Origin of the sequence: Celeribacter persicus (genome assembly GCF_003050785.1) — a bacterium.
In the GTDB taxonomy this organism is placed as follows: Bacteria; Pseudomonadota; Alphaproteobacteria; order Rhodobacterales; family Rhodobacteraceae; genus Celeribacter; species Celeribacter persicus.
The window spans coordinates 81,839-95,596 of the sequence record NZ_QAOH01000004.1; the positions used below are offsets into that span (position 1 = coordinate 81,839).

The window sequence follows — 13,758 nt, forward strand, 5'->3', positions numbered from 1 at the left end:
GGGCTTTTGCCAAGAAATCCGGCGCGGGGCAAGCTCAGGCCCGCTGAATCAGGAAAAGTCCACCCGCCATCATAACCATCCCTGCGGCCCGTATCGCGGAAATCTGCATCCTTGCCGCCCCGAACAGACCGAAATGGTCGATCACGGCAGCCGAAAGAATCTGGCCGAGCAACACGAAAAACACCGCATTGCCGACACCGAAACGCGGCGCAATCGTGGTGATCGACAGGATGTAGAAGGCAAACAGGACGCCAGCGCAGAACAGATACGCCGGCTGATGCAAAAGCGCGGAGAGCGGCACAGCAGGACCGAGCACAGCGCGATAGAGAAAGATCGAACTGAAAGCGACCACCGCGAACACAAGTGCGGCCAGCGCGGGCGAGCCGAGCCGCGCCCCGAGCTGGGCGTTCAGCGCGGCAAAAACCGGGATACCGATCCCGGCCAGAAGCATGACCAAAGGGTCTCTTAACGTGTCCGACATATCTCCCTCCTCCCGGGATAGCGACCGCTTTGAAACTTACCCCCGACCGCGATAGGGTGGCACACCCTGTTCCGGAATCCAGAGGTCTTTCGGCTCCGGCCCGGTGGCCCAGAACACGTCAATGGGAATGCCGCCGCGCGGATACCAATAGGCCCCGATGCGCAGCCATTCCGGGTCGAGCAATTCGGCCAGACGTTTGCCGATATAGACCGAACAATCCTCGTGGAACGCGCCGTGATTGCGGAAGGACCCGAGAAAAAGCTTGAGCGACTTGCTCTCCACCAGCCATTTGCGCGGGATGTAGTCGATCATCAGATAGCCGAAATCCGGCTGGCCGGTCATCGGACAGAGCGAGGTGAATTCGGGCGCGGTGAACCGCGCCACATAACGCTCGCCTTCGTGGGTGTGCGGCACCCGTTCGAGCACCGCCTCTTCCGGACTGTTCGGCAAGGCCATCGTCCCGCCGAGTTGCGTCAGGCCGGAGGTATCCGTCTTAGGCATGTCAGGTCTCCTTGTCCAAAGCCGCCTGCAAAATCGCGGCATCCGGGGCGGAAAAGGCGCAGAGCAACACCTCCATATCCTCCCACATCTTTTCACGCAGCGTCATCACCGCAATCTGCGCGGCAAGGGGCTTCGGAAAGCCGTAAACCCCGGTCGAAATTGCCGGAAAGGCCACGGAACGGATCCTGCGCTCCCGCACGACCCTCAGGCTTTCATGGTAACAGGAGGCAAGCGTCGTATCCTCCCCCCGATCGCCACCGCGCCAGACCGGCCCGACCGTATGGATCACGTAACGCGCCTTGAGATCGTAGCCCCCGGTCAGTTTCGCCTGGCCCGGAAGACAGCCGCCCAAGGTCCGGCATTCCGCCAGAAGACCCGGCCCTGCCGCGCGATGAATGGCCCCGTCGACACCGCCACCGCCCAGAAGCGTGGAATTGGCCGCATTGACCACGGCCTCGACATCCAGATCTGTGATCGAGCCGGTGACGACGCGAAAGGTCATCAAACGGCTTTCGCCAGTGTCGCAGCCAGATCGGTGCGCTCCCAACTGAACCCGCCATCGGCCTCCGGCGCACGCCCGAAATGCCCATAGGCCGCAGTGCGCTGATAGATCGGTTTGTTGAGCTGCAACTGTGTGCGAATGCCGCGCGGCGTCAGGCGGAAGCCCAGCGTGTCGGGATCGGCCAGAACCGCCTCGATGCGGGCGGCATCGACCGTACCCGTGTCATGCAGATCGGCATAGATCGACAGCGGCTCCGCCACACCGATGGCATAGGAAAGCTGGATCGTGCATTTCTCCGCCAGCCCCGCAGCCACAACGTTCTTCGCGAGATAACGGGCGGCATAGGCGGCAGAGCGATCCACCTTGGTCGGGTCCTTGCCGGAGAACGCGCCGCCACCATGGGGGGCCGCGCCACCGTAAGTGTCCACGATGATCTTGCGTCCGGTCAGACCCGCATCGCCATCGGGACCGCCGATCACGAATTTTCCGGTCGGATTGACGTGCCAGACCGTATTCGCAGTGAGCCAGCCCTCGGGCAGCACCTCCTCGATATAGGGGGTCACAATGGCGCGCACGTCGGCGGAACTCAGGTTCTCGTCGAGGTGCTGGGTCGAAAGCACGAGAGAGGTCACCTCGACCGGTTTGCCATCGCGATACCGCACGGAGAGCTGCGCCTTGGCATCGGGACCGAGCGCCGGTTCCATGCCGTTCTTGCGCACTTCGGCCAGACGCCGCAGGATCGCATGCGAATACTGGATCGGCGCGGGCATAAGCGCCTCGGTCTCGTTGGTCGCGAAGCCGAACATGATGCCCTGATCGCCCGCACCCTCGTCCTTGTCCGCGGCCGCATCGACACCCTGTGCGATATGGGCAGACTGTTCGTGCAGGTAGTTCTGCACCTTCAGCGTCTGCCAGTGGAACTTGTCCTGCTCATAACCGATGTCGCGCACGCAGTCGCGCACGATACCGTCCACTTTGTCCATATAGGCGTGCAGCTTGTCCTTGTCCGACAGCCCCACCTCGCCACCGATCACCACGAGATTGGTGGTTGCGAAGGTCTCGCAGGCCACGCGCGCCTCCGGCTCCTCGGCGATAAACGCGTCGAGGACGGCATCGGAAATCCGGTCGCAGACCTTATCGGGGTGGCCCTCGGAAACCGATTCCGAAGTGAAAACGTAATCTTTGCGGGACATGGGGGTCGTGCTCCATTGGGTTATGATACCCGCACGTCAGGAAGCCGTTGTGCGGGCCTTTGATTTAAATGCGATATAACCCGCTCCGGGAAGGGTCAATCGGTTTTTCTGCCGCGCCTCAGGGTTGTGGCGATCCCCCCAGCGAACACCAGAAGGATTAAGAAGACCAAAACAGGCGCTTCCTTGAGCCGCACATAAGGTGTCGCGGCAAGTGCCCCGGGGAGATCGGCGGTGAAAGCTCCGGACGTGCCCAGAGGGATCGCGGCCCGCACCCCGCCGCGTGCGTCGATCAGTGCGGAAATCCCGGTATTGGCAGCACGCACCATCGGCAAGCCGGTCTCGATCGCGCGAAAGCGCGCCTGTGCCAGCGCCTGTTGCGGGCCGGAGAATGTGCCGAACCACGCATCATTGGTCATCTGCAACAACCAGTCGGGGCGGGTTTCGGTACGCAGATCGCGGGGGAAGATTGCCTCGTAACAGATCAGTGGCAGGGCATGGCCGAGCGCGCCCATATCCATCAGATGCGGGCCAGGACCGGCGGAATAGCCATAGCCGTTCTGCGCCGTGAAAGCCCGCAAACCGATACGCTCAAGCAACCAGGGCATTGGCATGTATTCCCCGAAGGGCACGAGATGATGCTTGTCATAGAGATCGACGACCCGGCCCTGCTCATCCAACAGCACCGCCGTGTTGTAGCCGCGCATGCCATCCACCCGATTGAGCCCGACCACAGCCCGTGCAGGCGCGGCAGTGGCCGCGATCTCGGCCAGTTCGGGACCGGCGGCATAAAGCGGCACGGCGACCGAGGTTTCCGGCCAGATCACCAGATCGGCCCCCTCCGGTGGAGTGACGGACAGGGCGCGTTGGTAGAATTGCCCAATATACTCCGGGTGCCATTTCAGATGCTGCGGCGCGTTGGGTTGCACCACGCGAATGGCATGGTCCCGATCCGGTGGCAAGGGCGCGGACTGGCGTTGGAAACCAATAAGAAAAGCCGCTGCGAACAGTACGACGGCGAGCGCACCAATGCGCAGGGAGCGTTTCAGTACGGCATGGGCCAATAGCGCAGCAAAGGCGAAACTCAACGCGGTCAAGCCGTAGGGGCCGATGAAAGCAGAAAGCTGCGCCAGCGGGGTATCGAGCCAGATATAGCCGGGCATCGCCCAAGGAAAGCCGGTGAAGATATGGCCGCGCAGGAGCTCAGCCGCCCCCCAGAATCCGGCAAGTCCCGGCAGCCCGGTCTTGAGTATTTTCGCCAAGAAGAAGGCCAAAGCCCAGAACAGCGCCAGACCGCCCGCCATAAAGAACAGCGCAAAGGGGATCATCCAGCCGTCGCGCATCGGCTCGACGAGGAAGGGGTTCACAATCCAGTTGAACGAAATGAGGAAGGTGGAAAACCCGACCAGCCAGCCGCGCAGAGCGGCCTGCCCGGGCGTGAGCGCCATGCGCCAGGTGACCGCCGCCATCACAAGCCCCGCCAGCGCCATCGGCCAGAAGCCCAAAGGCGCCTGTCCTGCGGCGATCATGAACCCCGCGCTGAGAGCGAAGGCCCGGGGCGGCGTCAGCACGCGCCGAAACCACGACAGGCGGGGTTTCATGGATCAGGCCTCGGCTTTCGGTTTCACGGCAGAGGGCAGACGCACGCGGATGCGCTTGATCCGGCGCGGGTCGGCATCGACGATCTCGAACTCGGCCCCCGACGGATGCGGGATCACCTCACCCCGCGCTGGCACCCGCCCCGAGAGCAGAAAGACGAGACCGCCCAGAGTGTCGATCTCTTCTTCGTCCTCTTCGTCGGTCAGACGCATGCCGATGGCCGCCTCGAACTCGTCGAGCGGGGCCTTGGCCTGTGCGATGAACACGCCGGGCGCGGATTGGGTCCAGAACACATCCTCGTCTATGTCGTGCTCGTCCTCGATCTCGCCGATCACCTGTTCAACGAGATCTTCGAGCGTCACAAGCCCATCCACACCGCCGTATTCGTCGATCACCAGCGCCATATGCATACGCTCCGTCTGCATCTTTTGCAGCAGCACACCGATGGGCATCGAGGGCGGCGCATAAAGCAGCGGGCGCAGCATCTTGCGTAGATTGAACCGCTCCCCCTTGCCGTTGAAGCCATGGGTGAGCGCAAAATCCTTGAGGTGCACAAGGCCTACGGGCGTGTCCAGCGTGCCTTTATAGACCGGCAAACGGGTCATGCCGCTTTCGCGGAACACCTCCACCAGATCGTCTTTCTTGATGTCGGTCGGCACCGCAACGATTTCCGCTTTCGGAATCGCTACGTCATCGACCCGCATCCGGCGCAGGTTGACCATGCCGGGGCGTTGCACGGGCTGAGGCTGAACCATAGAAGGGCTCGCCCCGGCCAAGGCAGATGTATCGGAGGGTTTGGCGGAAAATGCCGCCTTCATTCGGTCGAACCAGCCAGAGGGTTTGCGCCCGTTCCGGCGCGTTCGGCTCTGCGGTCTACTTATAGGGTCGAACGGCGCGCTCTGCGCTGCCGTAGAAGACCCAGGCTCGGTGTCGCCCATGCGTCCTTTCCAATATGAACCGGTCTTGTCCGACCGTTCGCCTAATATGGGTCCTTGAGCCCCATGGTTGCAAGTATCTCGACTTCGGTACCTTCCATAATTTCTGCATCCCTGTCGGTTATGTGATCATAACCCAACAGGTGTAACAGACCATGAACAAGCAAATGGGTGACGTGATCGGCAAAGCTCTTGCCCTGTTCCCCAGCTTCGCGGACACAGGTCTCATAGGCAATCGCGATATCGCCAAGCTCGATCGAACCGTCGAAATCGGGTTCCGGCAGGGGCGGACGCTCGCCGGGCGTCGCGCGTTCCTCTGCGGGCCAGGAGAGCACGTTCGTGGCCTTGTCCTTTTCCCGGAAACCCGCATTCAGAACCTTGATCCGCGCATCGTCGCAGGCCAGAATCGAACCTTCGCACAATTCGGCATCGAGCCCGAGATAGCTGAGCGTTGCAGTCTCGGCGTCGGTCACCAAGGCCTCAAGCCCCGCCACCTCCCAGCGGTCGTCCTCAAAGATCACTTCAACGGCCATCCGGCCCTCCGACTTGCGTTTATTGCGCTTCGTCGGCCTCATACGCCTCGATGATCGCGGCGACAAGCGGGTGACGCACCACGTCTTTCGAGGTGAAGTAGTTGAAGGCGATATTCGGCAGACCGGCCAGAATGCGCTCGGCATCGCGCAAACCCGACTGCACCCCACGCGGCAGGTCCACCTGAGAGCGGTCGCCCGTGATCACCATGCGCGACCCTTCTCCCAAACGGGTCAGGAACATTTTCATCTGCATGGTGGTGGCGTTCTGCGCCTCGTCAAGCACCACGAAAGCGCGCGAAAGCGTCCGGCCCCGCATGAAGGCTAGAGGTGCAATCTCGATGGTCTTTTCCTCCCGCATTTTCTGCACCTGCTTGGCGGGGATGAAATCGTTCAGGGCATCGTAAAGCGGCTGCATATAGGGATCGACTTTTTCATCCTGAGTGCCCGGCAGAAAGCCGAGACGTTCACCCGCCTCGACCGCAGGGCGCGACAGGATGATCCGGTCGACATGGCCGTTGATCAGCATGTTCACCCCCACGGCCACGGCAAGATAGGTCTTGCCCGTCCCCGCCGGGCCGATGCCAAAGGCCAGTTCGTGTTTGAACAGGTTGGTAACATATTCCTTCTGCGCCGCCGTGCGCGGTTCCACGAGTTTCTTGCGGGTCTTGATCTCGACCTCGCCACCGCGGAACATCTCCATCTGATCGCCCGGCAACCCCTTGTCGCTTTCGCTTTCCCCCATCCGGATCATGCCGTCGATGTCGCCCGGCTCGATCTCGCGACCCGCTTCGAGTTTGCCGTAAAGATCCTGCAAAACAGCGGAGGCACGGCCCCGGGCACTCCCGGTCCCCATGACGGACAACATATTGCCCCGTCGGACAATCTGGACTTCGAGCTTGTGTTCGATTTGAGCGAGGTTCCGGTCGAACTCTCCGCACAGGTCTATGAGCAACCTGTTGTCATGGAATTCGAGAAGCGTTTCGTGGACTGCGTCCTGCGATTTCGGGGGGGTCAACGCGCTCAGGCCCAAATATTGTCTCCGACTCTGGAATGGCTCCTGAGTCTGATGGTGCCAAGGGATAGGGCTTCTGGCAAGCAGGGACACAAAATCTTCGCAATTGCCCCGGCAGGAACTTGCCTAAAAAATAGCGCTGCGCTCAATAATTCACCAAAAAGGATGCGACCGCCCCAAGGGACGGCCGCAACATGCAAAGACAGCAGACACAGATCAGATCGGATCGCCGAAGCTCGACCCACCTTTATAAGGTCCGACGGCGGTGTTCGGCGCCGCCGTGCCGGAGCAGACCGGCATACCGTATTTGTCCACACGCGGGGACAGGTATCCCTCGACACCATCGTCGATGATCCAGTGATCGCAGCCCTCCGGGTCGATCCAAATCCCGGCAACCAAGGTCGACAGATGCTTGCTATCGAAACCACGGTCCACAGTTTTGTCTTTCTTGTGGCTTTCGTACATGCCGTTGTCACAAGCCGCCAGAGCAAGAGGGGCAGCCAAAAGAGCGATGAGTTTCACAACCTTCATAGCGGCCTCCTCATTTCACACAGATGATTTCGACGCGGCGGTTCTTCTGCATCCCCGCTGCGGTCGAGTTCGAAGCGATCGGCTGACGCTCGCCATAGCCGCGCACATCGACGACATTGGCCCCGACCGAAGCCGCGATCTTGGCCACCGCATTGGCGCGGTTGTAACTCAGACGCATGTTATATTCGTCAGAGGCCCGGCTGTCGGTATGGCCGACGATGATATAGGCGGTGGCGCGGGCCTGCCGGAAGAAATCGCTCAGGCGCTGACGTCCCGCTGCCGAGATCGCATATTTATCCGTGGCAAAGAGTTGATCGGAATTCATCACGGCACAGCTCTGAACCGGGTGGCAGGTCGGCTTGCCCTGACGATCACGTTTGAGGTCCATATAGCCCTCGACCCCGTCGTCCATCACCCAGTGTTCGCACCCGTCCGGGTCGATCCAGATCGTCGGCTTGTACACTTCGCCGTTCACCGTGCCCGGCACCATTTGCGCGTCGGCCGTTGCCGCCGCGAAAGCAAGAGCGACACCCGCGCACAGGCCCAGGCCCGTCCGCGCTGTCTTCAGAAATTCGATGGTCACGTTCGCCGTCCCCCAACTGTTTGCGTTTTCGGGCCGTTCCAAAACACGCGCCCCTGCAGCCGTGAGACTGCCGCGCCCTACTCACCATAATGATGGTTAAAGGATAGCAAACTTCGGGTCCAAGTGAAGAAAAATAACCAGATATTGTGTCGGATATCTTAACGAAATCTCATAGAAGATGAGATTGTTGCCAGGACACTCCCGCATACCGCGAAAACTTTGCCCGCGACGGTAGAAACCTGCGGCGACAAACGCTCAGCGCAGCAAAACACCGCCCAAGGAATTCGGGCCGCTTTCGGTGATTCTCACCCGCGCGATCTCGCCCACGTCAACGTCATCGGTGATGTGAACCGCATGAAGGTACTCGGATTTTCCGACCATCTGCCCCGGCATCCGCCCCTTGCGCTCGAACAGCACGGAGACCTCGCGCCCGACCATGGCATCCTGAAACGCGTGCTGTTGCGCGGTGATAAGTTCCTGCAAGCGATAAAGCCGCTCAGAGGCCACATCCGGCTCGATCATCTTTGTCTCTTTCTCGGCGGCGGGCGTGCCCGGACGCGGCGAGTATTTGAAGGAGAAGGCAGAGGCGTACTTCACCTCACGCACAAGGCTCATCGTATCCTCGAAATCCTGATCCGTCTCACCGGGAAAGCCGACGATAAAATCGCCGGACATGGCAATATCGGGTCGTGCGGCGCGGATGCGTTCGATCAGACGCAGATACTCTTCCGCCGTATGCTTGCGATTCATCGCCTTGAGAATTTTGTCTGACCCCGATTGCACCGGAAGATGCAGATAGGGCATGAGTTTCCCGCAATCGCCATGGGCGGCAATCAGGTCGTCTTCCATGTCGTTCGGATGCGAGGTGGTAAAGCGGATGCGCTCCAGCCCGTCCACTTTCGCCAGTTCGCGGATGAGCTGCGCAAGCCCCCATGTTCCGCCTTTGGCGGCCCCGTGATAGGCGTTGACGTTCTGCCCCAGCAGCGTGATCTCCCGCACGCCACGCTCCACCAGATCGCGCGCTTCCGCGAGCACGCGCTCCACCGGGCGCGACACTTCGGCCCCGCGGGTATAGGGCACGACGCAGAAGGCACAGAATTTGTCACAGCCCTCCTGTACCGTCAGAAACGCCGCTGGCGCGCGTTTCGCCTTGGGGCGGGCTTTCAGTTTCTCAAACTTGTCCTCTTCCGGGAAATCCGTGTCGAGCGCCTTTTGCCCATGGCCCGCTTTCGCCTCCAGCTCCGGCAGGCGGTGATACGACTGCGGCCCGACCACGAGATCGACCATCGGCTGACGCCGCATGATCTCCTCGCCCTCGGCCTGCGCGACACAGCCCGCCACGCCGATCTTGAGATCGGGATTGGCAAGTTTCAGATCCTTGTAACGGCCAAGCTCCGAATAGACCTTCTCCGCCGCCTTCTCGCGAATATGGCAGGTGTTCAGAAGGATCATATCCGCCTCTTCGGGCGAGGACACTTCGGTATACCCCGATCCGCCCAGCGCCTCGGCCATGCGTTCGCTGTCATAGACGTTCATCTGACAGCCATAGGTCTTGATGTAGAGCTTCTTGGTGTTGCTCGGTGTCTCGGCCATGAGGAAGGGTCCACGCATGCTGGGAATTGAGGCGGTGTCCTATCGCAAGAGCGCCAAGAGGGCAAGCGTCTCGCACGCAGGCCGCCTGAAGGGAGCTTGTGAAAGAGCCGTGCCTCTTTACCTTGCAATCCCCTGCCCTTCATGCATTTTTTAGCCAAAGCGGGACCAATTACAGAAACAGTGCTCCAGGTAGGAATTTTCATGCGGTACGATAGCCTCGACACGTTTCTCACGGATGGCAAGGACGCCCTTCTGAAAGGGCCGATCGCGATGGTGTTTGCCGAGGACCTTGCTGAGGTGGACACAACGCTGCGCCATCACCTGTCACTGGGGTTCAAACAGGTTCTTTTGTTCGCCCCCGACGAGGTGAAACTGCCCGAGGGGCTTGAGACGAAGATCCACCGCATCCGCTACGCCACACGTGCACCCGAGATGCTGACCAAAGCGGTAAACCGGATCATCGCGGCCGCGCCCGGCATCTGGATGTACTACTGCTACAACGCCGAATACCTGTTCTTCCCCTTCTGCGAGACGCGTACCATCACCGATATGCTGACGTTTCACACCGAGGAACGGCGTGACGCGATGCTCTGTTATGTCGTGGACCTCTATGCGGACGATCTGGGCGCGCATCCGAACGCTGTCTCACTCGAAGACGCGCATCTCGACCGCTCCGGCTATTACGCCCTCGGGCGTCCCGATGCAGAAGGCCATCCAAAAGAGCGGCAGCTCGACTTTTTCGGCGGACTCAGGTGGCGGTTCGAGGAACATATGCCGCCGCATCGCCGCCGTATCGACCGGATCGCGATTTTCAAGGCGAAAAAGGGGCTGAAACTCAGCGAAGAACACCTGTTCAATGACGAGGAATACAACACCTACGCCTGCCCTTGGCACCACAACCTGACCGCCGCCATCGTGTCCTTCCGCACCGCCAAGGCGCTCAAGACCAATGCGGGTTCGACCTATGACATCCAGACCTTCCGCTGGCACAACTCGGTCGAATTCGAATGGCACAGCCAGCAATTGCTCGATCTGGGGCTGATGGAACCGGGACAGTGGTTTTAGGCGATTTTTCTCCGAAAACGCGTTCCGGCGCCCTTTCCCGGAATATCTGCCCCCTTCGGGTTGCAAATGCCTGATCAGCCCTTATCCTCCCGCGCAATCGCAACGGGCACCTGCGCAAGGGACGCGGCCCCGAAATTCACCCCGAAAAGTTAGGATATCCCATGACCGAAGTTAAATCGGGCGACAAGGTACGCATTCACTACACCGGCACGCTGGCGGACGGCACCGTTTTCGACAGCTCCGAGGGCCGCGATCCTCTGGAATTCACCGTTGGCTCCGGCCAGATCATTCCGGGCATGGACAAGCACCTGCCGGGCATGACCGTGGGCGAGAAGAAAACCATCGTCGCCGTGGCCGACGAGGCCTATGGCCAGCGTCACCCCGACGCCCAGCAAGCCGTGCCGCGCGCGCAAATCCCGGCGGAGATTCCGCTTGAGGTCGGTCTTCAGCTTCAGATGCAGTCCCCGACCGGGCAGGTGATCCCCGTCACCGTCGTGGAAATCACCGAGGCGGAAGTCACTCTCGACGCCAACCACCGTCTGGCGGGCGAGGACCTGACCTTTGCCATCGAACTGGTGGAAATCGTCTGATCCGGGATTTTCTCGACAAAGGAAACAGGGCGGCGCGCAATGAGCGGGCCGCCTTTTTCATTGATCAGACATGCGTTTGGCGTCAAATGACGGCATGATATCCGAGTTTTCGCCAGATTGTTCGAATTGTGCCGCTCTCTGCTGTCTGGCGCTGGCGTTCGATGCGGGCGAAATGTTCGGCCATGACAAGGCGGCGGGCGTCCCCTGTCACCAACTCAACGGGTTTTCCTGTTCCATACACGCACAGCTTGCCAGCAGGGGCTATGGTGGCTGTGTCGCCTTCGACTGCCTTGGAGCGGGACAGCGGGTGACCGCGCTGTTCGAAAAGACCTGGCGGGAACAGCCGAAGCTCACCGGGCCGATGATGGAGGCATTTCGCCAGATGCGCGAGGTGCAGAACTTGCGTCAGATGCTCGCAACCGCCTCCGCCCTGCCCTTGCCGGAAACGGCGGAGGCAGAGCGGCAGAATTGGCAAAGCCATCTGTCGGAAGTGGCGGAAAACTTGACCCGGCTGGCATCCTTTGATCCCAAGCCCGTGCGGAACTGGCTCAGAGGCCTCGCCACCCATATTTCCCGCTGACAGCGCAGTTCAGTCGAATTGCTCGATCACAATACGGTCTTCTGGGACGTCCATGTCCTTGAGATGACCCACAATATCCTCGATCATTTTATCGGGCCCACAGACATAGACCGGACCAGCGGCCGGATCGAGGTAGTCGTCAAGAAAGGCACGGTCGATCTTGCGGGTTTCGACATCGGCGTTTTCCTGATCGGTCACGGTGAAGACCGTGCGCAATCCCGGCATCGCCTCAAGCTCTTTGCGACAAATGATGTCCTTTTCGGTCTTGTTGGAAAAGATCAGGGTCGAGCCCCCCAACGTGCCGTTGCGTTCAAGTCGCTCGTTCAGAATCGCCAGAAACGGCGTGATGCCCGCACCACCGGCGATAAACGTCCCTGACCCCTGATCATGGATCGCGCCCCAAGGATCGGAGATTTCGACCATCTCGCCCTTGCGCAGGGTCGGGATTTCCTTGGTCACGCCGTCATGTTCGGGATAGCTCTTGATCACGAATTCCAGCGTGTTCCGTCCCGAACTCACAGGAGTAAAGGGACGGGATTTGTCGCGGAACCCTTCGCGCAGAAGCGTCATGTCCACGGCCTGACCGGGAGTGATGTCGAGGTCTTCCGGACAGGAAAAGGTCAGGTGGCGGGTGTCATGGGTGACGGGTTCGTTTTTCTCAAGCGTCAGCAGGGTACTCATGTGCATTCTCCTTTCGTTCATAAGAAGAACGCAGTGCCCCGGTTCCCTGTTCCGCATCGGACAGGCTCCGATCAACGCGGCGGCACGAAACCGGCTCTGAGTGTCACGGCCTTGGCATGATGCGCGCATCCCGGATGGTGGTCGTTGACCATGCCCATAGCTTGCATAAAGGCATAACAGGTGGTCGGCCCGACGAATTTCCAACCCTTTTTCTTGAGCACCTTCGAGAGCCGCTGCGAGGTGGGCGTTTGCGCCACGATCTCCCCGCCGCTCTCGTCCGTCTCCGGCTCGAAGGACCAGAAAAACGCCGCCAGAGAGCCGTGCTCCCGCTCCATCTCGATGGCGCGGGCAGCGTTGTGGATCACCGCTTCGATCTTGCCCCGGTGGCGCACGATACCCTTGTCCTGCACCAGGCGCTCGACATCGTCAGGGCCGAATTCGGCCATTTGGTGATAATCGAAGCCGCCGAAAGCCGCCCGGAAATTCTCGCGCTTTTGCAGAATCGTCCACCACGACAGGCCGGACTGAAACCCTTCGAGACAGATTTTCTCGAAAAGGCGGCGATCGTCATCCACCGGATAGCCCCATTCCTCGTCGTGATAGCGGATATATTCGGGATCGGAAGCACACCAATGACACCGGCTTACCCCATCCTGCGCAACAAACAAACGTTCCATGACCGTCTCCCTCATAACAAAAGCCCCGCCAGAGGGCAGGGCTTCGTCACAACTGTCAAGCAGATCGGTTCAGTGACGCGCTTTCGGACGCAGCCGGATCACCACATCGACGGAGGCGATTTCCATCCCCTCGGGCGGCGCAGGCAGACGCTCGATCTTCAACTCTTCCGACGGTGCATCGGTCAGCTCGCCTTTGTCTTCCCAAAAGAAATGCGGGTGCTCGTCCATGTTGGTGTCGAAATAGCTGCGGGAACCGTCGACCGTGACTTCCTGCATCAACCCGGCCTGACAAAAGGCGCGCAATGTGTTGTAGACAGTCGCAAGCGACACCTTTTCGCCCGCATCGCGCGCGGCATCGAACAGGCTCTCGGCGGTGACATGCCGGTCATGGCCATCGCCTACCAGAAGCGTCGCCAGCGCGATCCTTTGACGCGTCGGTCGCACACCCGCGGTCGCAAGCCAAGCTTCTCCGCGACGGGTTTCGATGTTCTCGATCTGGGTCATGGGCGTCCAATTCCTAGGAATACCGGAGAAATATACAGGATATGTCATCCAAATTTCAATTGGAAATCCTCTAATTCTCATTTCACATTCCTATCATCGTGTCAAAAACGCCGCTTTCTCCCGGCCCTGTTACGCTTGCGTGCGCGGGGGGCGGGGTGATAGAGGAGATGCGACTTTGAAAGATGATGAGGAAGGCAAGGG

At 60.3% G+C, this 13,758-nt stretch carries 17 protein-coding genes and 1 riboswitch; of the genes, 3 read left to right on the top strand and 14 right to left on the bottom strand.

Annotation, left to right across the window (positions count from 1 at the left end):
* Positions 1–34: 34 nt before the first annotated feature.
* From C8N42_RS06675 to miaB, 11 genes are all read right to left on the bottom strand, one after another.
* A complete protein-coding gene (locus C8N42_RS06675; protein WP_107815773.1) occupies positions 35–481 on the bottom strand; it encodes a DMT family transporter in 447 nt (148 codons plus the stop codon).
* 36 nt (positions 482–517) lie between these two features.
* Positions 518–982, bottom strand: coding sequence for a preQ(1) synthase (queF, locus tag C8N42_RS06680; RefSeq protein WP_107815774.1), 465 nt, complete (start codon positions 980–982; stop codon positions 518–520).
* A 1-nt stretch (position 983) separates the two neighbouring features.
* Positions 984–1,484, bottom strand: a complete 501-nt coding sequence (locus C8N42_RS06685) for an O-acetyl-ADP-ribose deacetylase (protein ID WP_107815775.1) — start codon at positions 1,482–1,484, stop codon at positions 984–986.
* The gene (metK, locus tag C8N42_RS06690; RefSeq protein ID WP_107815776.1) at positions 1,484–2,677 is read right to left on the bottom strand and encodes a methionine adenosyltransferase; all 1,194 of its coding nucleotides are present in this window, start codon (positions 2,675–2,677) and stop codon (positions 1,484–1,486) included. The genes C8N42_RS06685 and metK overlap by 1 nt, the downstream gene beginning before the upstream one ends.
* A gap of 8 nt (positions 2,678–2,685) precedes the next feature.
* Positions 2,686–2,736: riboswitch (SAM-SAH riboswitch) on the bottom strand.
* Between the two features lie 36 nt (positions 2,737–2,772).
* Entirely contained in the window at positions 2,773–4,275 is a 1,503-nt protein-coding gene (lnt, locus tag C8N42_RS06695) for an apolipoprotein N-acyltransferase (protein WP_107815777.1), read from the bottom strand.
* A 3-nt stretch (positions 4,276–4,278) separates the two neighbouring features.
* Complete coding sequence (locus C8N42_RS06700) at positions 4,279–5,211, bottom strand: hemolysin family protein (RefSeq protein ID WP_107815778.1); 933 nt, start codon at positions 5,209–5,211, stop codon at positions 4,279–4,281.
* Positions 5,212–5,252: 41 nt separating this feature from the next.
* Positions 5,253–5,741 (bottom strand): rRNA maturation RNase YbeY, encoded by a 489-nt coding sequence (gene ybeY / locus C8N42_RS06705; protein ID WP_107815779.1) that lies wholly within the window; start codon positions 5,739–5,741, stop codon positions 5,253–5,255.
* 19 nt (positions 5,742–5,760) lie between these two features.
* A complete protein-coding gene (locus C8N42_RS06710; RefSeq protein ID WP_107815780.1) occupies positions 5,761–6,771 on the bottom strand; it encodes a PhoH family protein in 1,011 nt (336 codons plus the stop codon).
* A 198-nt stretch (positions 6,772–6,969) separates the two neighbouring features.
* Positions 6,970–7,284, bottom strand: a complete 315-nt coding sequence (locus tag C8N42_RS06715; RefSeq protein ID WP_107815781.1) for a hypothetical protein — start codon at positions 7,282–7,284, stop codon at positions 6,970–6,972.
* 10 nt (positions 7,285–7,294) lie between these two features.
* Positions 7,295–7,867 carry an OmpA family protein gene (locus C8N42_RS06720; protein ID WP_245889985.1) on the bottom strand — a complete coding sequence of 191 codons (573 nt, stop codon included), beginning with the start codon at positions 7,865–7,867 and terminating at the stop codon, positions 7,295–7,297.
* A 255-nt stretch (positions 7,868–8,122) separates the two neighbouring features.
* Positions 8,123–9,460, bottom strand: coding sequence for a tRNA (N6-isopentenyl adenosine(37)-C2)-methylthiotransferase MiaB (miaB, locus tag C8N42_RS06725; protein WP_107816010.1), 1,338 nt, complete (start codon positions 9,458–9,460; stop codon positions 8,123–8,125).
* 201 nt (positions 9,461–9,661) lie between these two features.
* Between miaB and C8N42_RS06730 the strand changes: the two genes are divergently transcribed.
* The 3 genes from C8N42_RS06730 (at position 9,662) to C8N42_RS06740 (ending at position 11,695) form a co-directional block, all read left to right on the top strand.
* Positions 9,662–10,525 carry a hypothetical protein gene (locus tag C8N42_RS06730; RefSeq protein ID WP_107815782.1) on the top strand — a complete coding sequence of 288 codons (864 nt, stop codon included), beginning with the start codon at positions 9,662–9,664 and terminating at the stop codon, positions 10,523–10,525.
* A 161-nt stretch (positions 10,526–10,686) separates the two neighbouring features.
* Complete coding sequence (locus C8N42_RS06735; protein WP_107815783.1) at positions 10,687–11,115, top strand: FKBP-type peptidyl-prolyl cis-trans isomerase; 429 nt, start codon at positions 10,687–10,689, stop codon at positions 11,113–11,115.
* A gap of 70 nt (positions 11,116–11,185) precedes the next feature.
* Positions 11,186–11,695: a hypothetical protein gene (locus C8N42_RS06740; protein WP_245889986.1), complete on the top strand. Its 510-nt coding sequence runs from the start codon at positions 11,186–11,188 to the stop codon at positions 11,693–11,695.
* Between the two features lie 9 nt (positions 11,696–11,704).
* On the opposite strand, the gene C8N42_RS06745 is transcribed toward C8N42_RS06740, so the two are convergent.
* From C8N42_RS06745 to irrA, 3 genes are all read right to left on the bottom strand, one after another.
* Positions 11,705–12,376 carry an FAD-binding oxidoreductase gene (locus C8N42_RS06745; RefSeq protein ID WP_107815785.1) on the bottom strand — a complete coding sequence of 224 codons (672 nt, stop codon included), beginning with the start codon at positions 12,374–12,376 and terminating at the stop codon, positions 11,705–11,707.
* A 71-nt stretch (positions 12,377–12,447) separates the two neighbouring features.
* Positions 12,448–13,053, bottom strand: a complete 606-nt coding sequence (locus C8N42_RS06750; protein ID WP_107815786.1) for a DNA-3-methyladenine glycosylase I — start codon at positions 13,051–13,053, stop codon at positions 12,448–12,450.
* Positions 13,054–13,122: 69 nt separating this feature from the next.
* The gene (gene irrA / locus C8N42_RS06755) at positions 13,123–13,557 is read right to left on the bottom strand and encodes an iron response transcriptional regulator IrrA (protein ID WP_211309152.1); all 435 of its coding nucleotides are present in this window, start codon (positions 13,555–13,557) and stop codon (positions 13,123–13,125) included.
* Positions 13,558–13,758 lie beyond the last annotated feature (201 nt).